The organism is Paenibacillus sp. MY03, assembly GCF_002165585.1.
In the GTDB taxonomy this organism is placed as follows: Bacteria; Bacillota; Bacilli; order Paenibacillales; family Paenibacillaceae; genus Pristimantibacillus; species Pristimantibacillus agaridevorans.
In genome coordinates this window covers 212,814-236,787 of sequence record NZ_MXQD01000014.1, presented here as the reverse complement: position 1 = coordinate 236,787, position 23,974 = coordinate 212,814, and the positions used below count along the sequence as shown (strand labels likewise).

The 23,974-nt window shown below is 50.4% G+C and carries 23 protein-coding genes; 17 read left to right on the top strand and 6 right to left on the bottom strand.

Going from position 1 to position 23,974, the window contains the following annotated elements; genetic code table 11:
* Positions 1 to 55: 55 nt before the first annotated feature.
* Entirely contained in the window at positions 56 to 916 is an 861-nt protein-coding gene (locus B1748_RS16620) for an IS3 family transposase (protein ID WP_143810312.1), read from the bottom strand.
* A 23-nt stretch (positions 917 to 939) separates the two neighbouring features.
* Entirely contained in the window at positions 940 to 1,245 is a 306-nt protein-coding gene (locus B1748_RS16615; protein WP_218781638.1) for a transposase, read from the bottom strand.
* A 103-nt stretch (positions 1,246 to 1,348) separates the two neighbouring features.
* Here B1748_RS16615 and B1748_RS16610 point away from each other — a divergent pair, with 103 nt between their 5' ends.
* Positions 1,349 to 1,882, top strand: coding sequence for a hypothetical protein (locus B1748_RS16610; protein WP_087569045.1), 534 nt, complete (start codon positions 1,349 to 1,351; stop codon positions 1,880 to 1,882).
* 276 nt (positions 1,883 to 2,158) lie between these two features.
* Here the strand turns inward: B1748_RS16610 and B1748_RS38060 are convergent, their stop codons facing one another.
* Both B1748_RS38060 and B1748_RS38055 read right to left on the bottom strand, forming a co-directional pair.
* The gene (locus tag B1748_RS38060; protein ID WP_143810311.1) at positions 2,159 to 2,521 is read right to left on the bottom strand and encodes a transposase; all 363 of its coding nucleotides are present in this window, start codon (positions 2,519 to 2,521) and stop codon (positions 2,159 to 2,161) included.
* 219 nt (positions 2,522 to 2,740) lie between these two features.
* On the bottom strand, positions 2,741 to 2,911 hold the full coding sequence (locus B1748_RS38055) for a transposase (RefSeq protein ID WP_179215625.1): 171 nt from the start codon (positions 2,909 to 2,911) through the stop codon (positions 2,741 to 2,743).
* Between the two features lie 1,225 nt (positions 2,912 to 4,136).
* Between B1748_RS38055 and B1748_RS16590 the strand changes: the two genes are divergently transcribed.
* Genes B1748_RS16590 through B1748_RS16555 form a run of 8 tightly spaced genes read left to right on the top strand, consistent with a single transcriptional unit; the run spans position 4,137 to position 10,881 of the window.
* Positions 4,137 to 4,475, top strand: coding sequence for a plasmid mobilization protein (locus B1748_RS16590; protein WP_087569041.1), 339 nt, complete (start codon positions 4,137 to 4,139; stop codon positions 4,473 to 4,475).
* Between the two features lie 21 nt (positions 4,476 to 4,496).
* Positions 4,497 to 5,894, top strand: a complete 1,398-nt coding sequence (locus B1748_RS16585) for a relaxase/mobilization nuclease domain-containing protein (RefSeq protein WP_087569040.1) — start codon at positions 4,497 to 4,499, stop codon at positions 5,892 to 5,894.
* On the top strand, positions 5,839 to 6,789 hold the full coding sequence (locus B1748_RS16580; protein WP_256975717.1) for a PcfB family protein: 951 nt from the start codon (positions 5,839 to 5,841) through the stop codon (positions 6,787 to 6,789). Before B1748_RS16585 ends, B1748_RS16580 begins: the two co-directional genes overlap by 56 nt.
* Positions 6,786 to 7,688, top strand: coding sequence for a hypothetical protein (locus tag B1748_RS16575; protein WP_087569039.1), 903 nt, complete (start codon positions 6,786 to 6,788; stop codon positions 7,686 to 7,688). The genes B1748_RS16580 and B1748_RS16575 overlap by 4 nt, the downstream gene beginning before the upstream one ends.
* Before the next feature lie 47 nt (positions 7,689 to 7,735).
* Entirely contained in the window at positions 7,736 to 7,927 is a 192-nt protein-coding gene (locus tag B1748_RS16570; protein ID WP_087569038.1) for a hypothetical protein, read from the top strand.
* The gene (locus B1748_RS16565; protein ID WP_087569037.1) at positions 7,914 to 9,692 is read left to right on the top strand and encodes a VirD4-like conjugal transfer protein, CD1115 family; all 1,779 of its coding nucleotides are present in this window, start codon (positions 7,914 to 7,916) and stop codon (positions 9,690 to 9,692) included. Before B1748_RS16570 ends, B1748_RS16565 begins: the two co-directional genes overlap by 14 nt.
* Positions 9,689 to 9,985: a glutamyl-tRNA amidotransferase gene (locus B1748_RS16560; protein ID WP_425517428.1), complete on the top strand. Its 297-nt coding sequence runs from the start codon at positions 9,689 to 9,691 to the stop codon at positions 9,983 to 9,985. Before B1748_RS16565 ends, B1748_RS16560 begins: the two co-directional genes overlap by 4 nt.
* Before the next feature lie 56 nt (positions 9,986 to 10,041).
* Positions 10,042 to 10,881, top strand: coding sequence for a VirB6/TrbL-like conjugal transfer protein, CD1112 family (locus B1748_RS16555; RefSeq protein WP_087569036.1), 840 nt, complete (start codon positions 10,042 to 10,044; stop codon positions 10,879 to 10,881).
* A gap of 12 nt (positions 10,882 to 10,893) precedes the next feature.
* On the opposite strand, the gene B1748_RS16550 is transcribed toward B1748_RS16555, so the two are convergent.
* Positions 10,894 to 11,145: a helix-turn-helix domain-containing protein gene (locus tag B1748_RS16550; protein ID WP_087569035.1), complete on the bottom strand. Its 252-nt coding sequence runs from the start codon at positions 11,143 to 11,145 to the stop codon at positions 10,894 to 10,896.
* A 162-nt stretch (positions 11,146 to 11,307) separates the two neighbouring features.
* Here B1748_RS16550 and B1748_RS16545 point away from each other — a divergent pair, with 162 nt between their 5' ends.
* The 3 genes from B1748_RS16545 to B1748_RS16535 all read left to right on the top strand — a co-directional run bounded on the left by B1748_RS16545 (position 11,308) and on the right by B1748_RS16535 (position 14,295).
* Positions 11,308 to 11,493 carry a hypothetical protein gene (locus tag B1748_RS16545; protein WP_087569034.1) on the top strand — a complete coding sequence of 62 codons (186 nt, stop codon included), beginning with the start codon at positions 11,308 to 11,310 and terminating at the stop codon, positions 11,491 to 11,493.
* Between the two features lie 124 nt (positions 11,494 to 11,617).
* Positions 11,618 to 11,974 carry a PrgI family protein gene (locus B1748_RS16540; protein ID WP_087569033.1) on the top strand — a complete coding sequence of 119 codons (357 nt, stop codon included), beginning with the start codon at positions 11,618 to 11,620 and terminating at the stop codon, positions 11,972 to 11,974.
* Positions 11,971 to 14,295 (top strand): VirB4-like conjugal transfer ATPase, CD1110 family, encoded by a 2,325-nt coding sequence (locus B1748_RS16535; protein WP_087569032.1) that lies wholly within the window; start codon positions 11,971 to 11,973, stop codon positions 14,293 to 14,295. The genes B1748_RS16540 and B1748_RS16535 overlap by 4 nt, the downstream gene beginning before the upstream one ends.
* Positions 14,296 to 14,460: 165 nt before the next feature.
* On the opposite strand, the gene B1748_RS16530 is transcribed toward B1748_RS16535, so the two are convergent.
* Complete coding sequence (locus B1748_RS16530) at positions 14,461 to 15,000, bottom strand: RNA polymerase sigma factor (protein ID WP_087569031.1); 540 nt, start codon at positions 14,998 to 15,000, stop codon at positions 14,461 to 14,463.
* Positions 15,001 to 15,661: 661 nt separating this feature from the next.
* On the opposite strand from B1748_RS16530, the gene B1748_RS16525 reads away from it, so the two are divergent.
* From B1748_RS16525 to B1748_RS16505, 5 genes are all read left to right on the top strand, one after another.
* Entirely contained in the window at positions 15,662 to 16,084 is a 423-nt protein-coding gene (locus B1748_RS16525; protein ID WP_087569030.1) for an RNA polymerase sigma factor, read from the top strand.
* Positions 16,085 to 16,233: 149 nt separating this feature from the next.
* Positions 16,234 to 16,641, top strand: a complete 408-nt coding sequence (locus tag B1748_RS16520; RefSeq protein WP_087569029.1) for a DUF6075 family protein — start codon at positions 16,234 to 16,236, stop codon at positions 16,639 to 16,641.
* A gap of 18 nt (positions 16,642 to 16,659) precedes the next feature.
* Positions 16,660 to 18,546, top strand: a complete 1,887-nt coding sequence (locus B1748_RS37230) for a C40 family peptidase (protein ID WP_209071905.1) — start codon at positions 16,660 to 16,662, stop codon at positions 18,544 to 18,546.
* Positions 18,547 to 19,095: 549 nt separating this feature from the next.
* The gene (locus B1748_RS16510; RefSeq protein ID WP_087569028.1) at positions 19,096 to 20,562 is read left to right on the top strand and encodes an aldehyde dehydrogenase family protein; all 1,467 of its coding nucleotides are present in this window, start codon (positions 19,096 to 19,098) and stop codon (positions 20,560 to 20,562) included.
* 193 nt (positions 20,563 to 20,755) lie between these two features.
* A complete protein-coding gene (locus tag B1748_RS16505) occupies positions 20,756 to 23,947 on the top strand; it encodes an S-layer homology domain-containing protein (RefSeq protein ID WP_087569027.1) in 3,192 nt (1,063 codons plus the stop codon).
* Positions 23,948 to 23,974: the final 27 nt, after the last annotated feature.

Below are 23,974 nucleotides of genomic sequence, written 5' to 3'. Positions count from 1 at the left end.
TGGAGTTGTCAAAAAAAGTGCAGTTTGAAAACACCCTCATTCAGAAATCTCGTTACTAAGCTGCCTGTGACAGCATTCTTTCGCGATAAACAGCTGGGGGCCAGCCCCCAGGATTAGAGGTGTAGATCCGCCGTCTGTTGTAGTAGACCATGATGTATCTGAAAATAATCGATTTCACATAGGCCATCGGGTAGTGCTCTGTATTGATCTTGTACAGCTTCTCTTTCTTTAACGTAGCAAAAAAGCTTTCCATTCTTGCGTTGTCATAGCAACGCCCTGTGCCGCTCATGCTCTGAATGGCATTTCGTTTAGCCAGATGTTCTCGGAATGTATGGCTCGTGAATTGGCTGCCTCGATCGCTGTGATAAATCATTCCGCGAGCATTTCTTGCTTTACAGGCGTTCTCAAAGGCTTGAATGCAGAGTTCCTTGCGCATGTTGTCGTCCATAGCGAGGCCTACGATCTCTCCGTTGAAACAGTCCAGTACCGCGGATAGATATAGCTTGCCGTCTGAACAAGGGACCTCGGTGATATCCGATAGCCACTTTTGGTTTGGTGCTGAGGCGCTAAAGTCTCTCTGGATCAGGTTCTCGCTCTTTTGAGCTGCCGCATCCTCGCGTGTAATGCCGTTCGGATGACGCTTCACTTTCTTCAGCAGGCCGTGCTTCTTCATGGTTCGGTAGACGGTGCTGTAGCTGGTCGTAATCTCTATTTGTGACAGCGCCAGCACAATACGCTGGACCCCGTAATTACAGTTGTCTTCATGCTCTTCAATGATATCTTTGATTCTGACCAGAAGAAGTTGCTGCTGCTCCTGTTTGGGTCTGGGCTTCAAGCTACGGTAATAGCCCGATTCACTGACAGCAAGTACTTCGCACATCTCCTTGACGGTCCACTGATCCCGTCTTTCACGGATGTACGCATAGAGCTGGCATGCCTTTACCGCTTCCGGTCTTTTGCGAAAAAACCGAGTGCATCCTTGAGAATTTCATTCGCACGACGCAACTCGCCTATTTCTTTTTCTAATTCGATTTCTCGTGCAGTCTTATCGGCAGATACATAAGCACGTCCACTCCCGATATGTGCTCCGTCGCCGTGCAGGGTTTTTCGCCTTCTCCATTCCTGCAACGTATAGTAGGATACGCCTAACTGCTCGGCGGCTTTCGTTGGTCCAATCTCATCGCTCAATCTTACTGCTTCTTCTTTGAATGCTTTGTCGTATCGATTCATTTTTTTCGACTGCATTTTTATCGTAGCACTCCACACCTTAAAAATCAATTCTCATAACACACCTTTTTTCTTACTTGGTGTGTTATGGGACACAGCTACAATAATTGGAGGGATGAAATTGAGAAAACAGATTACTTTAATTTTGTTTAGCGTGATTTTATTTACAATCTCAGCATGTTCATCTACTCCTGCTAATGTGATTCAGCCAACAGAGAGTGATAAGCCAACTGAAACAAGTTCTGATAAAAAAATATATAAAAGCAGTAATGGTTGGTCGGTTCAATATCCGATGACGTGGGACTATGAAAGTGATGACCTTTTGAGAGAAACTGAAACGGAAAAATTTATTTCATTTGATACATATGACATTCCTGAAGAGGGTATAGAAAAATGGCTAGAATCAAAGATCCAAAGTTCATTAGCAATGAATGAAGCAAATAATACACTTCTTGAGGATGTTACAAAGGTAACAAAAGATAACTTATCTGTTTATAAATACGCGATTGAATCTAAAGTGGATGCGCGTATAACAGAATTGCGCTTCATTATTTATGTTGATAATAAACATATTTATCAATTTCAAAGCCAGAACCCATCCCTGACAAAGGACGAATTCGAGGAAATTGTTAATACATTTTCGCTCGAAAAATAGCTGGTTTTTAAGAGGCCTTCAAAAAAAATCCGAAAGAGACGTTCAGCACCACCTAGTTCACTTGCTCTACAGAATCCATTTATCAAAAGGATCACCTGAAGGTCAATGTCATTAAGTTAAACTCAAAGTCTAGTCCGGCAATAAAAATGGATCCGAAACGGCATGGGAAAAAGTCCTGTGCCGTTTCTTTTTTGGTGCAAGAAATGAAAAAAGCGTACAGCAAATAAAACGGATGGAAGATCCGTTTTAAAAAGTGTTCATGTGAACGGGATTATGCTACGCTTTAGACGAAGCTAACAGCTGACTTCCAACGGATTTTGCGCGTATTCTTCTGTCCTGGTCGAATGGGTCGAATCGGCAAAATGTTTTGCGAATCAGTGCTTTAACATCGGGCGGGGCGTCCCGTGAGCGCAGGAAACGTCTACAAACATGAACGGCAACCGTGAAGTTGACTTGATATTGGTGCCGTTTATCCATTTGGGAAATGACGACGTGAGAGGTCATCATTTCAGCGAAATTGTACATGATCATTCTTGCGAAAATCTCTTGGGTAATGAACGCTTGCTTCTTAGCGTGAAAACTCGTTAGACCGACGGTGTATTCTAAGGCCCGGAAAGAGGTTTCAATGCCCCATCGCATGTGATAATGGCCCGGAGTTCATCGGGTGGGAAATCACCGGCGGAAACGTAATGAAGGTTTCATAATCGCCACTCGGCAAGACGAAACGAACAACCCGAAAGGAAATCGGGTAAAACAAATTCTCTTGCAAATCCAAAAATTCAAAGGTAGACGTCGAAGGGACGAACCTGTAAATCTCGGGATGAGCCTTGACCTCTTTGGTTTGTTTTTTTGTCAATGTCAGATGAACTTCAAAATCAAACTCTCCGTTAGCGGGTAAACATAAGCCGAAAGAATACCACTGGAGTTCAAATCCTTTACTCGTATGACATAGTTCCACCCTTTGCGCTCAAGATGCGCAAAATTGTTGTAACTTTCATAACCACGATCCGCATGTATTTTATCATGCAAAATTACCCCGAAAAATCATGTTAGGTTACCCATAAAAATCGTCTGTAGCTGGAAATGACGACACGGTTGACATGGAGCCTCTACGGGCATGAATCCCTGCGAAAGGGCGAAGCCATGGGCTTCGCAGAGGCAGGCTAGCCTATCATGCCCGCCCCTCCATGTAAACCATGTCTACTGTGCTGGAAATTTTCCACGTCAGAGCACCAAGATTTTTTGGGGTAATTTCAAATGATTAAACACATCCGCAATCGCAATGGTTTTGCCCTTGATGGGGGAACGGTCAACCATAGTAGCGAGCGCCCTTCCTTCGTTGCACAATCTTCGTGGCTGAACAATGGCATCCACATAAAGTCTGTTACAGAGGTCATACGCTGCGTTCAAATGCAGCTGGTTATAGCCTTTCGTGTTTGGTTGACTTTGAAAATAGGTAGCCGTGTCCGTAGGGTCTGTTGCGATATGGAAATCGGAACCGTCAATGGCAAGTAACCGATACCCTCGGTAGTCCTTGATATCCGTATACGACTCTGTAAATGCGTGAAACAAGAATTCCACAGCAGTCGGCAGAATTTTATTCCTCTGCTGGACAAAAGCAGAAGTGGTTGCAGTGTTTACGTCTTAGTCCTGTGATTCCAAGAGTTCCTCGTAGTTGCTGTTGCCCCCCCATGGAGATCAGGAGTTCCATGACCGTTTCATAGGGTAGCTTCTTTTTTTGAATAAAATCTGTTTCAGGGTTTTGGACATAAGGTGCAAGGTGCAGCTGCCATTCCTCGTATGAGAGATGTCAGCGTTTCTTTAAGCGAATTGGCGTACTCATTCATTGGCGAAACCTCCTCATTTTTTTCAAGGGGCCACGCCATACACTTCCATCCGCATGTCAAGTTCTTTTTCTTTTTCATGCAAAAAAGAGCGGGCTATCTTTTCGATAACCTGCTCTTTTTTGATTTTTGGCCCTGCATCTTAACTTAATGACATTGTTTCCGCACGGCGTCTTTTTTGTTTACCCGCAGCTCCACTTTTTCCCGGCAGGTGCCTCGGGGCAACGTGTAACGTTGCAGCAAGCACTGAATTTGGTCTCCCAAATTCGCTTGTTAGGGGCTACGCCCCTAATACCCTCGCCTGGCGGATCGAAATGTTTGCTTGTTGAATAAATGGTTGTATTTGGAACGGGCATTCTTAAGATGCCTTGTTCTCATGATTAACTCCATTTTCAGAAAGGAGACGTCACATGCGAAAAAGAAGCATTCGCATTCAAGTTTGGGTCAATCAGGAAGAGGTTCGAAGGCTTCAAAAGCAAGCGCAACAGTCGGGGCTGTCACGGGAAGCCTACCTTCGCTCGCTGATTAACGGCTATGTTCCAAAAATGTTGCCACCCCTAGATTATTACACTATGCTGCGCGAGCTTCACGCCATTGGCAATAACCTGAACCAGCTTGCGGTGAAGGCGCATACGACCAGTCATCTGGATCACGCTTCCTTCCAGCGTGAAGCGGATGATTTGCGTCGAGCTGTCCAACGGATTCAAGAGGCGGTGACTGCGCCGGAGTCGCGCAGTGCACTTTCTTGAACCACATAGGGTACAAGCAATATGGCTACGACCGCGATATGGGACGTGACCGATCGTCTGAAGCGTGTATTGAACTACGCCGTCAATCCAGATAAAACAGAACAGGGGCGCATGGAAGCGGATGGTTTGCAGCAGACACTTGCCTACACTAGCTCGAATGCGAAAACAGAGCGGCAGCTTTATGTGAGAGGCATCAATTGTGATCCCATCAGCGCCCATGAGCAAATGCAGCGAACCAAGAAGCGGTTTCAGAAAACGGACGGCATCGTCGCATTTCATGGCTACCAGTCCTTTGCGCCGGGGGAAACGACACCGGAGCAGGCGCATGCCATTGGCGTGAAGCTGGCGCAAGCGCTATGGGGGAAACGCTTTGAAGTGGTAGTTGCCACCCATCTCGACAAAGATCATTTGCATAATCACTTTGTTCTCAATTCCGTCTCCTTCATGGATGGCAAACGATACTACGATAATAAGGCTTCCTATGCGCTAATGCGGAAAACCTCCGACCAGCTATGCCGGGAGCATGCCTTATCCGTCATTGAGCAGCCGGAGCGCGGGAAAGCCAAGCAGTACGGAGAATGGCGAGCCGATCAGGAAAGCAAGCCGACATGGCGCGGCGTCATTCGGGAGGACATGGACGCCGCTATTGCTGGGGCAAGGACAATGAGTCAATTTTATGCATATCTCCAAGCAACGGGCTACGAAATCAAGGCACATGTCAAACATGTAGCCGTTCGTCCACCAGGTAAAGAAAGATTTGTTCGCCTACATACCTTGGGCGAAGCCTACGGGGAGGAAGCGATCAAGCAACGAATTTTGGGCAGTGCATTGCCCAAGAAAAAATCAGCACTGTCGCTTCCAAATCGTAAGCGCGTGGTTCTGGTTCGTGGAAAACGCCTGGTCAAGCATCGCAAGCTTACCGGCCTTCAAGCTTTGTATGTCCGTTATCTGTTTGCACTGGGAATTGTGCCTCGCTACCGTTCGTCTCCGAGACGAGCGTCTTTTTTGTTGAGGGAGGATTTACGTCACTTGTCGCAGATCATTGAACAAACCAAGCTGCTCTGTCGTCATCGGATAGCCAGCTTAGTGCAGTTGACCAGCTATGTTGAACTCCGACAGGCTGAGATGAAGGGACTGCGTCTTGACCGCCAAAACTGCCGCAGACGCTTGCGTAGTTGCCGACAACCCGAGCAGATTGCAGCGCACCGGGAGCAGATCGCAGAGTATTCTTGGCAACTGGCGCAGCTTCGAAAGGAGGTGAGGCTTTGCGCGGGCATTTTGGCGCGTTCCGCTACAATCAAGGACAAGCTGCGGCAGCATGAAGAGCATGAAGAAAAATCCAGGCACAAGGAGGTAGAAGCCCATGAGCGGAAACGAGGCGGCCGATCAGGTCGTCAGCATGAGTCTGCGCGGTATTGAAGTGATGGCGAAAATATCTGGCGAAGGTGCAAAGCATCTCGCGGCCTATTTGTTCGCCGTGCTGCAAGGGCAAAAACAGACGAGGGGCCGCACCCGGCTTGAGAATCTGCTCCGCAGCGGGAAGGAACTGAAGGTATTCGCCGTGCGGAATGAGGACTTGCCCACCTTTTGCAAGGAAGCGAAGCGCTATGGTGTCCTGTATTGCGCGTTGCGGGACAAAAAGAACGTGGATGGTCTGTGCGATGTGATGGTGCGCGCCGAGGATGCCTCCAAAATTAATCGAATCGTGGAACACTTCCAGTTGGCGACCGTGGATACGGCTAGCATCAGGCAGGAAATTGAACAAGCCCGTCAAGAGAAGCTGCCGGACAGCCTGGAAGCGGAACGAGCGATGGAAGCTGCGGAGCATCAAGAGCCGGTAGCAGAGGAGCAAGAGGCTCCTGCAGCGGCAATCAGCGAGGAGTTTTTGGACGAACTTCTGGGAAAGCCGGAACCGCCGGAAGGGGTGGAGCAGGGAAACGAGGCGCGGGAAAGAGATCAGCAGGTGCACGAGGAAGAGCCGCGGGCCGAAGCGGAGGAGTTGGAGCAGTTATCTCTGTCTCGCCAATCCGAGAGCCAGAACCAAGTGGAACGCCTCTCTCCGTCCGTGCCTATCTCCGCGCACAGAGAGGCATCCGAAATGATTTTTGAACAGCCGAAGGCGAAGGTGTCTGTACGGCAATTGCTGCGCGAGATTCGGGAAGAGAGCCGTGCCGTGGAGAAACAGCGGCAGCAACAGCAGAAGGAGAGGGAGCTCGGCTTGCCCAAACGGAAGAATCGGGGCATGGCACCTGTTGCCATTAACGCACCTATCGAGACACCGAAGCGTAGCAAGCGAAAGGGGAAATCGAAATGAGCGAATGGGATGATTTGTTTCGTCAAGAAGCACCACCCGTGATCGCTACCGCACAAGATCAGCCCTTCGACAAGGAAGCCTGGGTGCAGAAGAAACAGGAGCTGCGCCAATGGACTTATGAAACCATTGACGTGACCACGGCATTGGCCGTGCAAACCGGCGAACAGTTTCAACAGTATTTGAATATACAAAGCCGCTTTGGCCGGTACAGTGTTTCTAATGCATTACTTATTATGGCGCAGCGGCCGGAGGCAACGCGAATTGCCGATTTCGAGGGCTGGAAGGCAATGGGTTTTCGCATACGTCGGAAAGAAACAGGCTTCTATATTTTGGAGCCGGGCGAGACTTATAAACGGGAGGATGGCAACGCAACAGTAAGCTACAATCCGAAAAAGATGTTTGACGTTGCCCAAGTTATCGGAGAGAAACCGGATCTACCCCCTCCACCGGATGAACGAACCCAGATCAAGGCGCTCATGCATCGCTCTCCCGTTCCGATTCAGATGGGCGACGCCTTGCCAGAGGGCATGCATGCTCTTTATCAGCCGGATGTCCGCCAGATTGTGATTCGGCGCGGGCTGTCGGCAAGTGATATTTTTCGTTCGCTTGCGCAGGAACTGGCGCATGCGGAACTAGATCAGGGTAAGGCCGACTACAGCCGCTCGGATCACCAGGCCCAAGCGTACAGTGTTGCATATATGCTGAGCAAGCAGTTTGGCGTGGAGACATCGTGCTTTCGCTTAAACCGTGTTGTAGAAAGGCTGAAAGGGCTGGAGCCTCAACAGATTCGTACGGAACTATCTATCATTCGGGACACAGCCCATACGATGAATAGCCGAATGTACCACCTGCTAGGCCAATTGCGGCAGCAGCCGAGTCGCCGTGACACGGTTCGTTAACGCTATGGCTGGCAAATGAACATTTCGATGACGTGGGAGGAAGGCCAATGAAAGAGGACGAGCGTATTCTTAGCTTGGATCATTACGAGCATGGTATCGTCATCAACGCCCTGAATACCCTGCGTAATGGCTTGATCGGGGAGCGGCGGTCGACAGATGCCGTGGATGACCTGCTGCTGAAAACGATAGATGCCCCCTATCGAAAAGCGAAGCATCGGAGCGAGCATGCGGCGCGCTAATTCCGCAACGAGTCAGCTTATACTCGTTGCGGTATTTTTATTGCCGGTCATCTGGCTGGCGCTGCATGCTGCCCCTGCCCTATCGGAAGGCTTGCCTGCCTTGCTGTTGCAGCTCAACGCAGCAATGGAGCATCCCCTCCATATCCGTTGGGTGGCGGATACGCCGCGCAGCCTACTGCTCTTTACGCTGGCGTATGCCGTCTGTATAGGTGTGTATATGTCCTCGTTGCGTAATTATCGCAGGCGTGAGGAGCATGGCAGTGCCCGCTGGGGAAAAGCAAAGCAGCTCAATGCCATATACCGAAGTAAAGAGCTGGAGCAAAACAAAATCCTGACGCAACACGTTCGGATCGGCCTTGACGGCCACAAGCATCGGCGAAATGTGAATGTACTGGTGGTCGGCGGCTCGGGAGCCGGTAAAACGCGCTTTTATGCAAAGCCGAACGTAATGCAGGCCGCAACGTCTTTTGTAGTGCTTGATCCCAAGGGAGAAATTTTGCGGGATACCGGCGGCTTGCTCCAGACAGAAGGATACGATATCAAGGTGCTGGATCTCATCAACCCTCACCTGTCGCACGGCTACAATGCGTTTGCCTACTTACGGGACGACAAGGACGTACTAAAGCTGGTAACGAACCTCATTCGCAACACGACACCGAAGGGAAGCAATACGAATGATCCGTTTTGGGAGCGTTCCGAAACGGCGCTGCTGGAAGCGCTTGTGCTATACCTGCTCTACGAAGCGCCGCCCGAGGAGCAAAATTTCCCCATGGTGATGGAGATGATCGCAGCAGCGGAGGTTCGCGAAGAAGATGAAACGTATCAAAGCCCGCTGGATGAACTTTTCGAGCGGCTGGCCATGCGAGAGCCAGAGCATTTGGCGGTTAAGCAATACAACATTTTCAAGCTGGCAGCAGGCAAGACGGCCAAGTCCATTCTCATCGGTCTCGGGGTACGGCTGGAAAAGTTCAATTTGCCCACCATTGCAGGCATGAGTGTGGTGGATGAACTAGACTTGTCCGCTATGGGCACGAAAAAGACGGCGCTTTTCGCCGTCATTCCCGATAACGACAGCAGCTTCAACTTTATCGTCGGCATGCTGTACACGCAGCTGTTCCAGAGCTTGATGTATGAAGCCGATTATCGGCATGGGGGGCGCTTGCCCGTTCATGTCCATTTTGTGATGGACGAGTTTGCGAACGTCGCGTTGCCAACAGAGTTCGACAAGCTACTCTCGACCATGCGGAGCCGGGAAATTTCGGTGTCCATCATCCTGCAAAATTTGGCCCAGCTCAAGGCGTTGTACAAGGATGAATGGGAATCGATTGTCGGCAACTGCGACCTGTTCCTGTATCTCGGGGGCAATGAGCAATCCACGCATAAGTATGTGTCGGAGCTTCTGGGCAAGGAGACGCTTGACACGAATACGTATGGACTCAGCAGAGGACGCAATGGCAGTTATTCGATCAATTATCAGCAAACAGGTCGGGAACTGCTGATGCCGGACGAGGTTCGGCTGTTGGACAACCGTTATGCCATTTTGTTTATCCGCGGCGAACGGCCGGTGCTGGATGAGAAGTATAACGTGCTTCGGCATCCCAATGTTTCATTGACGCTGGACGGTCATGGAGAAGCCTATCGTCACGGAGACGCGGAGCACGCTGTGGACTGGACGAAGGTGATGCTGCATGAGCAAGGCGACTATGAATTGCTGTCAGAGAGAGAACTAGAAGAGTTGATTTTACAAGGAGATGATCGGCATTGAAGCGTAAAATGCAGGGGTTGCTAACGTTGGGTGTGATGCTTGCATTCGGAACCCTGTGGGCTTCGACGGCCTATGCTGCAGGCGATCCGATGGAGACGGTCAATAACTTCTCTGATTTCATTTTTGGCCTGATCAGGGCGGTAGGGATGATCATCTTGGGTTTCGGCATCGTTCAGATCGGCTTGTCGCTCAAGTCGCATGACCCGTCTCAACGAGCCAACGGATTTTTAACCCTGGCAGGTGGCATCATTATTACGTTTACGAAGGAGATTCTAGCTTTAATTGCGGGATAACGATCACGCCGGAGGGGAGTACTCGCTACTCCCCTTCTGTACTAAAGGGTGAGAGCATGTCGAAAAACAGTTGGGTCGAAGAAAATCTGGAGAACGCGTTAAACACCTGGAACGACAAGATGAACGAGATTTGGCAGCTAGTCACACAGTCGCCAGCTGATTTTAAAGGTGGAGCGATCTGGCAGGTCGTCACGGATATCCATGGTGCGCTGCAGGCGACCGGGCTTGCGCTGCTGGTGCTGTTTTTCGTGGTAGGTGTGATGAAAACAGCGGGCAATTTTGCCGAAATCAAGCGGCCCGAACTGGCCGTCAAACTGTTTATTCGCTTTATTCTCGCCAAGGCGGTTGTGACCTACGGGTTGGAGTTGATGATGGGGCTGTTCACCATCGTACAAGGCGTCATATCGACCATTATGGGGAACTCCGGCTTTGGGGCGATGGAAGGGATCAGCCTGCCGGGTACGATTTCACAGGCGATTGAGGACGTTGGGTTTTGGGAGAGTATCCCGTTGTGGATTGTCTCCTTGCTTGGCAGCCTGTTTATTACCGTGCTGTCGTTTATTATGATTCTATCTGTCTATGGCCGATTTTTCCGTATCTATTTGTATACCGCGATAGCGCCTGTTCCATTGTCAGCATATGCTGGTGAGCCGAGCCAAAGCATTGGAACCTCCTTCCTCAAGGGATATGCGGCGGCATGCCTGGAGGGGGCGATCATTGTACTGGCCTGTATCATTTATGCAGCTTTCGCCGAAGCGCCCCCTGCTGTTGCAGATGGAGCCGGAGCGGTGACGATGGTTTGGACCTACATTGGCGAGTTGATCTTTAACATGCTGGTTCTGGTTGGTGTTGTCAAAATGGCAGATCGAGTCGTGCGAGAGATGATGGGCTTGTAGAGAACGGAACTCTTACTCCGTTTCCTCGCCGAGCAAATGGCCGACAGTAATCTCCAAGGCTTTGGCAATAATCAGTACTTCGAAGTCTTGTACCAGTCGATCTTGGCCTTCTAGACGTGATAGACTGGTCGGACTGAGATCAAGACCCAAAGTCTGCAGACGAGCCAGAAACTCCTTTTGCTTCATCTTCCTTGCTTTGCGAATGACAACAACCCGGGAACCGATAATATTTTTGTCGCCAGGCGGGTCTTTTCGATGCTTCATGGTGGACACCTCACAATGGTTTACATTGTACGAAATGGCATGGTTGTTTTAATGCGAATATCGAATTAAAATAAAATAAACCGATAATCGCATTAAAATCTGCCGTCGTTGTCTACTATTTACAAAGGAATGGGTATGTAAACCGAACAGAGGAGTGGATGAATGAGCCGTTTTCTAAAAATATTGGAAAAGGAACGGCAAAAGCTGAACCAACTTGGATTAGAATCGTTAAAACAATCAATTCCGTTGGCAGATAATCCAAAGGTTCAGAAGCAAAGCCGTATCGTAGATGAATTGGTTGCTCAATATCAACAAAGAAAGGCCAAACGACGTCATACGGTGAGATAAAGGGAGGAAGGGGGCAGGGGCATTTGAGTTACTGCCCCATTGTCAGTTTTTTTTAGAGTAGCAGCAAGATGAACAAGGTTTAGGGCTCGTGGTCTGATTAATCGTTAGCTTGGGAGTGATGCAGATGGAGATCAAAATTAACCGGGAGATCCGGGCGTATACGGAAAGCTTATTCTTTGGACTGTCCTTGCGGCAGTTCTTTTTTTCTGTTTTGGCTGTAGGAGCGGCGATTGGCCTGTACTTTGGCTTACGCAACCATTTTGGAATCGAAACGGTGAGTTGGATGTGTATCCTGGGGGCTGCTCCTTACGCCGCGCTGGGCTTCATTGAGTATCACGGCATGACCGCAGAGCAATTGTTATGGGCGTATATAAAGTCGGAGTTTTTGATGCCGAAGCGGCTCGTCTTCCATTCGACCAACCATTATGTTGAAGCGTTGCGGGTGAAGCTACGGCAGCGTGGTCTGGAGGAGACACGATGATTAAAACGCTCAAGCGCATCCTGAGCCAAGACAAGGAACGTTTTGTCGTTCCAAAGGGTGTTCAGCAAGCGATCCCGATTCGAGCCATGTGGCCGGACGGGATTTTTTTGGTTGGCAACAAATTTTCTAAGTCTTTTTGCTTTGAGGATATTAATTATGCTGTGGCCTCACGAGAGGACAAGGAAGCGATGTTCCTCGCATACGGAGAGTTGCTTAATTCGTTGGACAGCGGTGCAACGACGAAAATTACAATCAACAACCGCCGACTGAACCGGACGGACCTGGCCGATTCGATTTTGATCCCGTTGCGGGAGGACGGCTTAGACTCGTACCGGGAAGAATATAATCGTATGCTGCTCGACAAAGCGACCGGTGCCAATGAAACGTATCAGGAAAAATATATCACCGTCTCGATTGCAAAAAAGAACATTGAGGAAGCGCGGCAATATTTTGCGCGGATCGGTGCCGAGTTGTCCGGGCATTTTACACGGCTCGGCTCCAAATGTACGGAGCTGAATGCGACGGATCGCTTGCGCAGACTACATGATTTTTACCGAATAGGCGAAGAGGGCGGATTTCGTTTCGATTTGTCGGAAACGATGCGCAAGGGGCATGATTTCAAGGACTATATCTGTCCAGATACGCTGGAGTTTGAGCGGGATCATTTTCGGATGGGGCGTTTCTACGGCCGCGTGATCTTCCTGCGGGAATACGCCAGCTATATCAAGGACAGCATGGTTGCCGAGCTGTGCGACCTGAATCGAAACCTGCTGCTGTCGCTCGATGTCATCCCGATCCCGACCGACGAGGCGGTGAGGGAGGTGGAAAACCGGCTGCTTGGCGTGGAGACCAACATTACGAACTGGCAGCGGCGGCAAAATAAGAACAACAACTTTTCGGCGGTTATCCCTTATAACATGGAGCAGCAGCGCAAGGAGAGCAAGGAGTTTCTGGACGACCTGACCACCCGGGATCAGCGAATGATGTTCGGATTACTCACGATGGTGCATATTGCAGAGAGCAAGGAGCAGCTTGACCAGGATACCGAAGCCTTACTGACGACAGCCCGCAAGCATCTGTGCCAGCTTGCTCCGCTGACCTTCCAGCAGATGGACGGCCTGAATACAGTGTTGCCGTATGGGCTGCGCAAGGTACAGGCGTTGCGGACGCTCACGACCGAAAGCACGGCAGTCTTCATCCCGTTTCGCGCCCAGGAGGTCATGCATCCCGGCGGCGTTTACCAAGGGCAGAACGTCATCAGCAAAAACATGATCTTTGCCAGTCGCAAGCAATTGCTTAACGGAAACAGCTTTATTTTGGGCGTTCCCGGCTCCGGCAAAAGCTTCACGGCAAAACGGGAAATCGTGAATCAGGTGCTGGCAAGCGACGATGATGTGATCCTGATCGACCCGGAAAGGGAATATTCCGCCTTGGTGAAGGCGCTTGGCGGCGAGACGATTCATATCTCGGCCACATCGCCGAACCACATTAATGCCATGGATTTGAACCGGCAGTATGGCGACGGAGCCAATCCGATCATTCTGAAGTCCGAGTTTGTGTTGTCGCTGTGTGAGCAGTTGATGGGCGGGTATCCGCTCGGGGCGAAGGAAAAATCGCTGATCGACCGTTGCACCGCCAGTGTCTATCGAAGTTTTTTGCAGAGCCAGTATAAGGGGGAGCCTCCGACGCTACGAGACTTCCATGCGGAGCTGCTTAGGCAAGCGGAGCCGGAGGCACAGGACATCGCACTCGCGATAGAATTGTTCACGTCGGGTAGCCTGAACACCTTTGCCCAACCGACCAACGTGAATGTTCATAATCGGCTGATCAGCTACGACATATTGGATTTGGGCAAACAATTGCTGCCGATTGGGATGCTGGTTGTGCTAGATAGCATTATCAACCGCATCACGCAAAACCGGGTAAAGGGCAAAAACACGTATATCTTCATTGATGAAATCTATTTGCTGTTCCAGCACGAATATAGCGCTAACTTTCTGTACGCCTTGTGGAAGCGCGTCCGAAAGTATGGTGCTTTTTGTACGGGCATTACGCAGAACGTGGACGATTTGCTGCAAAGCCATACCGCCCGAACGATGCTGGCTAATAGCGAATTTATCGTGATGCTTAACCAGTCCAGCACCGATCGGAAGGAGCTCGCTGAGCTGCTGAACATTTCGGACTTGCAGCTCTCCTACATTACCAATGTGGACGCCGGAAACGGATTGATGAAGATCGGCAACTCGTTGGTACCCTTCGCCGATCAGTTCCCGCGGGACACAATGCTGTATCAATTGATGACGACGAAGCCAGGGGAATAAACATGCCTGATTTCGCCGCGTTCTACTTGAGCTAGATAGCTGCCCGCCATGCCAATGCGCTCGCTAAGTAACAATCAGTTCAAAGTATGATGAAACCTCAAAAGGGAGGAACTGTGGCACTGGGCCTAGGTTCCTCCCATTTTATCGTAGAATCAAGTATTCCAGCTATCCAAAGAGAGTTTGGCGAGCCGTTTGCTTGATCTTTTTTCGCAAGCGATAGATTCGCGTTGTGACAGCCGTTTTCGAGAGGTTGTATTTTTGGCTGAGCGCGTGTATGGAAAGGTGATCCTTGAAGTAATCAACATAAAATTCCGTTTCCGTGCGGCTGAGCTGCTGCAAGACATGACGAACCATTTTGTTCATGTCCAATGTGCCGATTAAAACCTCGTACAATTCACAACTATTGGCTGTCAGTTGATTGGCTATGCTGTCGCTGATCGCAATTTCGTACTTTCGTCGTCGATAGAGCTTCCGGTAATAAGCGTTCACTTGATTCCTCGCGGTCTTGCACAACCATCCCGCTAGATTAGGATGAGCCTGCAAGGCCGTGATATTCTCTTGCACCTGTACAAAGGTGTTCTGCGCACATTCCTCGGCCATCTCGATAGCCTGTCCCCTCATTAGCCTCTTGCAGTAGTTCAAAACTCGGGTGAAATACTTGCGAAACACATCCACGAAAAACGTTTCATTACTCCTGAGCTTCATCAAATTCGCGTCCTCCTTCTAATTCAGGTACAAAGACAACGACTAATGGAACGGAGCGGCTGGCAAATCCCCTCCGTAATCTAAATTGGTTCCAAAGGCGTTGTTCATTCCTAGATGGAGTGCCTCCTGCGAGCGGACACTCCCGATATATGGTGTCGAATCCCTAATCCCTTCGTCATAGAGCAATAATTTTTTGACGTTTTATGTGATTTTGCGACTATAAAGCGACATTATATATAAGGGAATATTAACCTAATTTAGATTCTTCAACCAATAGTCTTTTAGAACTAAATAATTTAAGTGGAGTATCAGGCTTGAGGTTTCGATCATCCATCATTTGCATCTCGGTTAGCGCCAAGACAACTCGAGACAAGCAATCACAGTGGTGCTGCCTTGCAGGCAGGAGCTGATAGATATGCGATCTCCTCGAACGCACGATCGTTTAGTTACTTTCCGATTTCTTGCTGCCGGTAGTGGGCAGTCTGCTTTCTTGAGTCAATCGGTTATTCGTTGGCCGAAATATGTTGGTGCCGGAACCTCTCAAGCTGGAGGTTCTTTTTGTTTGCCAGAACGTCGAAGGAAGCGATGGGCAAGCAGCAAGGGCTGCCGTTCTCCGCCTCCGGTTTGGTTTATCAAAAAAACCAATCTGGAGGCGGTAATAATGAAGCTAAAAGTCAACCTGCGCGAAATCTATCCCTTCTATCAAACGGATGTTTGGGTGGAGGTAGAAGAAGAGATGGCTCGTGAACTGAGACAGTTTGAATTAGATGAAAACGCATATATTTTAAAGCGATATCGTAATCGTGCCTATTTCTCCCTGAATCGGGAGGATGGTATTGAGCAAGAAGCCTTGTACAATACGGCTTCTCCAGAGGAGCTGCTGTTACATAAGGCTTCCCGTGAAGAATTGTACAAAGCCCTGTGTCAATTGCCGGACAAATGGGTGCAACGCATTTATGCGCATTATATGTTGGGTATGAGCAAAGTAGCGATCGCGCGATCGGAGCAAATTGATGAAAGTACCGTTCGTAAGTCGATTGAACGGGGACTTCATCGACTAGCACGGTTGTTAAAATCGGAGTAGATGAGCCGTGAGATCGGTAGAAAGATCATCATTTGAAACATAACATATGGAACGTAGAGTGCCCGATTCGAGCTCCAAAATGAAACGGATAGTAGAAGGACTTTTTTGGCCTTCTTGCTTCTATCGATTATTTTGAGAGGTGAATAAACATGAAGCCCACTTTATTCCTAGACTCCGAACACGAAGCCTTCTACTATCGGATGCTGGATGAATGTCGAAACGTAGACGGCTATCATCGCGCATTGTTTTACACGCTGGGTATATCCAAGGATACCCGCGGAAACATTCACGACGTATTCGACTTTTCTAACGGGGGGATTAAGCCGGAGGGCTTGTCCGCCCCATGGCAAACGGGCAGTTCTGTCCGTACTTGCCGCTTGGCATTTAATCTCTGGAATGGCTGGAGCCAGGCTGGAGCGGAACGATATTCCACTCCGCACGAGCTTTTCGATTGTGGTTTTGCTCCTTACTTTGTTGAAGCAATCCGTCTTCGCTATCCCGAATACTGCAAGGTTCAAATCCCTCCCGTTAAGTTCAAAGCAGAACGCAGCCGGTAGGTAGGGAGGGTAATAGCGGTGAAAAAGCTAAAAACCAAACGTATCGTCAAGTCGATCAAGCAGATTAACAAGCAGGCTCGCGTACTCCAGAGAGGGGTACTTCGAAGGAACAACACCGCCCGCTACAGAGAGCAGGAGCGGCCTCGTTCTACTTCGGAGGAGATACAGGACCGCAATGATGCGAATATGCAGCGAGCAATAGGAAGCATCGTACGTGTATCAATGGTAGCTGCAACCATTATCCGAAAGCGATGGCACCTTGTCGATCAGGCATATCATTCTCATCCAGAAGCCGACCGAGATTCGCGGGCGAGCATGCCTATCCGATTAATGCGGTGGCCAATTAACGGGATGAAACCACGAAACGCAAGGCGGAAATCGCAGCGCTTAACTGGAAAGGCGGTGGGTCAACACCTGCCTGAGAGGCAACCAGCTGGGAAAAAGAGGGTTGGACATGAAACAGCCAGTATCAAAGCGGCCCACAACGTAAAAGTGAAAGGATATGCGCCGCGGCGGATGGCCGCTGCGGCGGCTTCTCCGTTAGCGGAGAAGATGAAACAGAAAGGAACAATTCGCCAGAGGATAGCGCTTAAGATGGTGGATCGCACGATTAAGTCTGTTCATCTCTCCGCATCAGAGGCAGGTCATGCTCGTAAGGAAGCAAAGCATGATGTTCAGCAGAAGCGAATGCTACAGACTGTAACCCAGGCTCGGCATTCGATTCATGCGGCACGAGCAGTCGCTCACATGAATCTTCGTTTGATGAAAATACTCGTTCGAGCCATAGCACTATTGGTGAAGGGAATGGCTGCTCTAATGGGAGTCAGCAGTAGCGTTATTATCCTGCTATGCATCATTATGATCATCGCGGCGCTTCTCTCCTCCCCGTTTGCCATATTCGTGGCAGATGAAAATACAGAACCCGGTACACAGAAGCTATCGTTGATTGTAGAGGAGTTGGATGAACAATTTAAGACTCGATTGGTGCAGGAACGTCAGGCGGCTGGAAATGTAGATCGCGTAGAAATGCATTACGTTGGCAGCGCGGACAACAGCCGTATCGACAACTGGCCGGAGGTATTGGCCGTTTTTTCGGTCAAAACGTCCATGTCCACGGTGGGCATCGACGTGGCAACGATGGATCGCAAGCGGGTAGAACTGTTGCAAACGGTTTATTGGGATATGAATCAGCTCGATTCGCATGTGGAGACGCTGGAGCTTACGGAAATGGTAGTCATTGAGCAGGAGGATGGAAGTACAGAGGAACAACAGGTGACACAATATGAACGTGTCTTGCGTCTATCGATTACAGCCCGAACGGCAGAGCAGCAAGCGGCTTTCTATGATTTTAATTCTGAGCAGACCGATATGATAAACGAATTGTTGTCAGCCGAATTTCGTCCCATGATGCTTGCGCTACTTGGCAAGGACGAGCATGTAGGCTTGTCATCCGGGGAGCTTGAGGCGGTCCGAACAGACTTACCAGCGGGGGTGCTTGGAAGCCAGGCTGTTGATATGGCGTTGACTCGGCTGGGTGATCCTTACAGTCAGCTAAAGGCAGGACAGGGCAACTTTACAGATTGCAGCTATCTCGTTCAGTGGGTGTATCAGCAATTGGAAGTCGGTTTGCCAAGAACGGCGGCAGAGCAGGCGCGTTTTATCGTAGAAATCGGACTGACACTAACTGCTGATGAACTAATGGCTGGCGACCTAATTTTCTGGAGCTACGAGCAAAATGGGCGATTTATGGATATAACGCATGTCGGCATTTATGCCGGTAACGGCATGGTCATTGACGCATCCTCCAGTCGCTTGCAGGTTGTATATCGGAAAGTATTCGACGCCGAACTTCAAGTGATGTATGGCAGGCCATATTTTCAGGGGGAGAAAACCGGAATTTATTAAACGAGGTTTTGTGAAGTGGCCTGTAAACGTATCACAGCCCTGCAGCCCTTCGGTCATTTTACAGATGATCTGTACGGTTTTCATAAAAAACATAATTTTTCGAACCGTTTTTTGACTCGTTTAATATGCCAGAATCCCATGTACCATAATGCTCCGAAAATGCAGGATTACGTGAGGCCACAAGTGGCAATCGGTAGAAACTATACAATAACTACAAAAGCACCATGCACAATCATTATGCGCATTCTAGAGTGATAAATCTCTACGATCGCTTGGCCGAATCAATTGGAGCAGGACCCGACTTACCTGGTGCCAAGTCCTCATTTATCGGATGAGTTTCCCTGGCTATCGACCCTCTCAGGTATCTCATCCACCAAACGCGAGACATCGATCGTGATCACATAATAAGGGTATATTCAGGCTGTATTGAGCGGAATAATGAAGCTTAAAAAAGCTAATATATTTATAGAGCCTCATTAATATATTCGTACTGCTTAAAAGAGGGAAGAGTTTAAAATGATGAAATCCTACAATTAAGAGGTGAAGGTTATGATGACGGGGACAAAAGGGAATACGACCTATTATCGACTTTATATAGACGGACTATGGATGGATTCGGCCTCCGGGCGCTTGACTGAGGTGTTGAACCCGGCCAATGAAGAAGTGATTGGATATGTCAGCGATGCGGACCTGGAGGATGTGCAGAAGGCGCTGCTCTCCTCGGAGAAAGCTCAGCGCTCGTGGAAGCTGCTGCCTGCTGTTGAGCGGGCTCGGTATTTGGTCAAGCTGGTGGACCGCATCCAAGAGGAGCGGGAGCATTTCGCCCGGCTGCTTGTGCTTGAGCAAGGCAAGACCTATCGCGAGGCGCTTGGCGAAGTCGACGATACGATGGCTTATTTCATGTACGCGGCGGAATCGGCTACCCGCTTGAAGGGCGATGTGCTGCCGGCTAACCGTCAGGGCGAGATGCTTATGATTCAGAAGGTGCCGTACGGCGTCACTGTAGGGCTGTGCGCCTGGAACTATCCCCTCGCGCTCATTGGCCGCAAGCTGGGCCCGGCGCTGGTGACAGGGAACACGATGATCATTAAGCCGCATGAGCTCACGCCGATTGCGTCTGCCGAGCTGTTCCGTCTCATTGATGAGGTTGGCTTCCCGCCTGGAGTGGCCAATCTCGTTACGGGCACAGGCGTGGAGGTCGGAGGGGCGCTGGTCAGCAGTCCCATTACGAAGCTAGTCACTGTTACGGGCAGCGTTAGAGCGGGACAGGCGATCTACAAGGCGGCGTCGGACAACATTACGGCGTTATCTCTGGAGCTGGGCGGCAAAGCGCCGTTTGTTGTGCTGGAGGACGCTGATGTGGATCAAGCGGTAGAAGCGGCTGTTGGCGCGCGCTTCGCGAACTGCGGGCAGGTGTGCATCTGCAATGAGATGGTGCTTGTGCATGAGAGCATTGCCGATGCATTTACGGAGAAGCTGCTGGAGCGAGTGAAGTCCATTAAGCTAGGCGATCCCTTCGACGAGTCGGTGACGATGGGGCCGAAGGCGAACGGGCGGGATCTGGAGAAGATTGATGCTATCGTGCAGGAGACGGTCCGACAAGGCGCTACTCTGGCTGCCGGCGGCAAACGTCCAACAGGAGACGGGTTCCAGAAGGGCTACTGGTACGAGCCGACGGTACTCACGAATGTTACGCCTGATATGGCTGCAGCACGAGAAGAGATCTTTGGACCGGTCCTGCCGATTGTTCGGATCGGAAGCTTCGAGGAAGCGGTGAGCATCATTAATGCCAGCGAGCTTGGCTTATCGGCTTATCTGTACACCAATGATTATCGCAAGCTGATGCAGGCAATCCAGGTGCTGGAGGTGGGAACGGTATTCCTGAACCAAGGCATGTCAGGCTGCATGCAGGGCCATCACAGCGGCCATAAGCTGAGCGGCATCGGCGGCGAGGATGGCGAATACGGTATTGAGGGCTATCTCCAAAAGCGTACTGTTTACTTGAATTATGCCTAATAGAGGTTAAGAAGCCATATAGGAGCAGCGGGGCTGAAAGGTTAAGCCCTCGCTGCTCTTTCTTGTACAGGCTGGGAGAACGCTTACGATTTTTATAGGATTGCCATGCAAATGCTTAAGATATTTATGCGATTGGCCCAGCATAGTTCGATAGAATGAAGGGGCAGATGAATCGGAAAGGGGTTAACAAGGAATGAAGCGACACAGTTTGATGATTCTGGTCTTCCTCCTCATGATGGGAGCGTTCTCATCGCAGGCGTATGGCATGTCCTCCAAGCACTGGGCGGATGGCACAATACAGGCTTGGGTGCAGGCGGGATATGTTGAGGCGGCATCAGAAGAGGTAAAAAATCCGAATCGCGCGCTCTCTCGCGAGGATGCGGCGAAGCTGATTGGGAGCTCCATCGGCTGGGAAGCCATGGATGCTTCGAGACAGTCGAATGCGGGAGCAGCGGCTTGGGCTGTTCAAGCGTCCCAAGGTAAGTCTATTGATCAGGCCAATAAAGGAGTTACTCGAGAGGAAGCTGTCATTGTCGCTTCTGCATTCATAAGCGATGATGCTGCAGGAAGCGTTGAGCTGGACCGGATTTTCCGGGATATTGCCGGTATGAGCGCTGAAGGGAAGGCGGCGCTTAAGACCGTATATGGTGCTGGAGTGTTCGTAGGCAACGGGAGCAAGCTGCGCCCTCAAGCGAAAATTACGTTCGCAGAGCTGGTGACAGCGCTTGACCGTGTCATCTCGCATCGATATGGATTCCCTTCTCTTGATTTCGAGAATGGTGCAATTCCAGACTTTGTAACGACAGGAGATTCCACGATTGAGGTTGTCCACAACGAGGCAACGGACTCCAAGGCGCTAAAGGTCGTGTACGCCGCTGCGGACTTCCCGACTGTCAAATTCACGGCGACTACGCCTTGGCAATTCGGCAGCGGCAAAGCATTGTCCTTCGAGGTCACGAATCCGACGGACAAGGACATTACCTTCTATCTGCGTATGGATGATGACAAAAGCGCGGACGGCGTGGCGCATTCCACTGTAAGCGCTGCCGTTGCGAAAGCAAACAGTACACAAAAATATTTTCTCAGCATGGGCTCGGAAGCGCTGGATCTCGGGATGCGGTTTCTGCCGCCCAATCCTGCCGGCAGCCAGCTTGGCTACGGCTGGGGAGAGAAGGGGCTGGACAGCAGCCATATCGTGGAATTCCAGCTGTGGCAAATGTATACGAAGCAGGAATCCACTCTCCTATTCGATAACATTGCCGTAATCGGCGATCCCAATACGGATCTCAGCTACATGGACGACCTGGTGGATGGCTATGGCCAATACAGGGGCTTGGACTGGGAGGGCAAGGTACATACCGATGGGGATTTCCTTGCTGACAAGAAGGAAGAGGCTGCTGCGCTCGCCAGCGCCAAGCCGTTGGAAACAAGCAAATATGGCGGTTGGCTGAACGGACCGAAGCTTGAAGCTACCGGGCACTTCCGTGTGGCGAAGCATGAAGGCAAGTGGACGCTGGTGGATCCCGAGGGCTACTTGTTCTTCTCCAATGGTCTTGATATCGTTCGACTGGATGATATGAATACCTGGATCTCAGGCCGGGAAAATATGTTCACGGAGCTCCCCTCCAAGGATGGAGAGCTGGGCGAGCATTACACTTATACATCCATAGTAGGGGCTCCTCCACTGGGGCAAACAGAGGGCTGGCTGTTCAACCATTACCAGGCCAATCTGGAGCGCAAATACGGACAGGACTACGTGAAGGCATGGAAGGACATCTCTGTGGATCGCTTCAAGAGCTGGGGCTTCAGCTCGCTCGGTAACTGGTCGGACCCGGCATTATTCTTCGGGAAGGGCGATGAGCATGGTATCGCTTATGTTGCCAATGGCTGGACGCATTGGGGACAGCATGCCACCATTCCAAGCGGAGGCGGCTGGGCGCCGGTAGCAGATCCATTCGATCCGGCGTTCAAGACAAGCGTGGACGACATGCTGGACGAACAAATATTGGCGTATGGCGTTGAAGATGACAAGTATATGATTGGGGTGTACATCGACAACGAGATCGCTTGGGGCAATCCCGCCAATACGGGAAGCAAGTACGCGCTGATCAGCAACATTATGGCCATGGACAGCTCAGCCAAGAGCAGCTATGCCAAACGCACAATGATTGCCCACCTGAAGTCTGTTTATCAAAACAAAATTGAAAGTCTGAACAGCCAATGGGGCACCAGCTTCGCCTCCTTTGACGCTCTTGGCAAGCCTTATCAGCCGGCAGAGCTGTCCGAGGGCATGCTGCCTGACTATTCGACCATGCTGAGTCTTCTGGCGGATGAGTACTTCCGCATTGTGGATAAAGCGGTGAGCGCGAAGCTTCCCGATACCCTTTATCTGGGCTCGAGATTTGCGGAGTGGGGCACAAGCGAAGAGGTGCAGAAGGCAGCGGCGAAGTATGTGGACGTCATCAGCTTCAATGTGTATAAAGAGGATGTGGAAGGCGAAAACTGGATGCATCTTGAGGAGCTCGATATGCCGGCGATTATCGGTGAATTTGCTTTCGCTTCGGATGACAGAGGCATGTTCGGAACGGGACCAAACGCGGATACGTCGGCTGTGGATCAAGAGAATCGCGGCGAGAAGTATGTTCATTATATGGAGACTGTACTGAACAATCCTTATTTTGTCGGTGCGCATTGGTTCCAATATGTGGATCAGCCGCTGCTTGGACGCGCATGGGACGGGGAAAATTACAACCTAGGTTTTGTGGATGTAGCCGATGTGCCTTACGAGGAAATGGTTAGCGCTGCAAAGGATGTGCATGCGAGAGCATATGACATCCGGTTTCTTGGCAAGGGCACAGGTACAGGAGGCGGCCAGCCAGGCAAGGAGTGGCTGATGTCCTTTGAGTCGAACGAGGATTTGTCCATCGTTACAGCCTACAAAACAGCCGTTGTTCAGTATGGAGCCACTGGCGCAACGGATGGCAAACGGGCGATGAAGGTTAGCGTAGGTACGCTAGACGCGGATTACTCCGGAGTGGAGATCAAGCCGGCAGCCCCATGGAACCTGGGAAGCAAGCCGCTCGTGGTCGCCGATGTGACCAATCCCAATGCGCTGCCGATCCAGCTTCGCGCGAATGTAACGGATAAGAAGGGCGCGCTTCGTACGTATTATTTTGCCATTGGGGCCAAGGAATCCCGCACGATTTCGATAGCCCAGTTCAAGGCCTCCGACCCTGTATGGGGGGAGCAAGAGGGCTTCTGGGGAGCGGAAGCGACGGGGCTCGACGCTTCGGGAATCGCCTCCATTCAGCTGTATCTGTGGGAGGATGCGCCGGAGAGCGGAGATTCGTTCGTGATCGATAACCTTCGTTTGTCACAGAAGTAGGCTGTCCCGCTGGTTTGAGCACTTTGT

Bases quoted from the DNA above. Each gene is read 5' to 3' on its own strand.
- B1748_RS16530 (WP_087569031.1), bottom strand. From the start codon at position 15,000: ATGAAGCTCAGGAGTAATGAAACGTTTTTCGTGGATGTGTTTCGCAAG.
- B1748_RS16545 (WP_087569034.1), top strand. From the start codon at position 11,308: ATGAGCCGTTTTCTAAAAATATTGGAAAAGGAACGGCAAAAGCTGAAC.
- B1748_RS16510 (WP_087569028.1), top strand. From the start codon at position 19,096: ATGATGACGGGGACAAAAGGGAATACGACCTATTATCGACTTTATATA.
- B1748_RS38060 (WP_143810311.1), bottom strand. From the start codon at position 2,521: ATGCGATGGGGCATTGAAACCTCTTTCCGGGCCTTAGAATACACCGTC.
- B1748_RS16520 (WP_087569029.1), top strand. From the start codon at position 16,234: ATGAAGCCCACTTTATTCCTAGACTCCGAACACGAAGCCTTCTACTAT.
- B1748_RS16615 (WP_218781638.1), bottom strand. From the start codon at position 1,245: ATGCAGTCGAAAAAAATGAATCGATACGACAAAGCATTCAAAGAAGAA.
- B1748_RS16550 (WP_087569035.1), bottom strand. From the start codon at position 11,145: ATGAAGCATCGAAAAGACCCGCCTGGCGACAAAAATATTATCGGTTCC.
- B1748_RS16590 (WP_087569041.1), top strand. From the start codon at position 4,137: ATGCGAAAAAGAAGCATTCGCATTCAAGTTTGGGTCAATCAGGAAGAG.
- B1748_RS16585 (WP_087569040.1), top strand. From the start codon at position 4,497: ATGGCTACGACCGCGATATGGGACGTGACCGATCGTCTGAAGCGTGTA.
- B1748_RS16565 (WP_087569037.1), top strand. From the start codon at position 7,914: ATGCGGCGCGCTAATTCCGCAACGAGTCAGCTTATACTCGTTGCGGTA.
- B1748_RS16555 (WP_087569036.1), top strand. From the start codon at position 10,042: ATGTCGAAAAACAGTTGGGTCGAAGAAAATCTGGAGAACGCGTTAAAC.
- B1748_RS16580 (WP_256975717.1), top strand. From the start codon at position 5,839: ATGAGCGGAAACGAGGCGGCCGATCAGGTCGTCAGCATGAGTCTGCGC.
- B1748_RS16535 (WP_087569032.1), top strand. From the start codon at position 11,971: ATGATTAAAACGCTCAAGCGCATCCTGAGCCAAGACAAGGAACGTTTT.
- B1748_RS16540 (WP_087569033.1), top strand. From the start codon at position 11,618: ATGGAGATCAAAATTAACCGGGAGATCCGGGCGTATACGGAAAGCTTA.
- B1748_RS16505 (WP_087569027.1), top strand. From the start codon at position 20,756: ATGAAGCGACACAGTTTGATGATTCTGGTCTTCCTCCTCATGATGGGA.
- B1748_RS16525 (WP_087569030.1), top strand. From the start codon at position 15,662: ATGAAGCTAAAAGTCAACCTGCGCGAAATCTATCCCTTCTATCAAACG.
- B1748_RS16570 (WP_087569038.1), top strand. From the start codon at position 7,736: ATGAAAGAGGACGAGCGTATTCTTAGCTTGGATCATTACGAGCATGGT.
- B1748_RS16575 (WP_087569039.1), top strand. From the start codon at position 6,786: ATGAGCGAATGGGATGATTTGTTTCGTCAAGAAGCACCACCCGTGATC.